Source organism: Streptomyces sp. MK7 (assembly GCF_032658145.1).
Lineage (GTDB): Bacteria > Actinomycetota > Actinomycetes > Streptomycetales > Streptomycetaceae > Streptomyces > Streptomyces spiralis.
Map to the genome: position 1 here is coordinate 1 of NZ_JAVACL010000181.1, position 323 is coordinate 323.

Sequence of the window (323 nt, forward strand, 5' to 3'; positions counted from 1 at the left end):
GGCGCGAGACGGCGGCGGATGCCGATGTTGGCGCGCATGCGGGGGTCCTTGGCGTATTCGGCCCACATGTAGTCGCGCTCTTCGTCGGTGACCATCTCCAGGGTCAGCTCGTCGTGGTTGCGCAGGAAGATGCCCCACTGGCAGCCGGAGGGGATCGCCGGGGTCTTGGCCAGGATCTCGGAGACGGGGTAGCGCGATTCGCGGCGGACGGCCATGAAGATGCGGGGCATGACCGGGAAGTGGAACGCCATGTGGCATTCGTCGCCGCCGGTGGTGTAGTCGCCGAAGTAGTCGACGACGTCCTCCGGCCACTGGTTCGCCTC

At 67.2% G+C, this 323-nt stretch carries 1 pseudogene; it reads right to left on the bottom strand.

From position 1 onward, the window contains the following. Nucleotides 1-323, bottom strand: a pseudogene (locus R2S09_RS40395) (trehalose synthase); the annotation flags it as partial.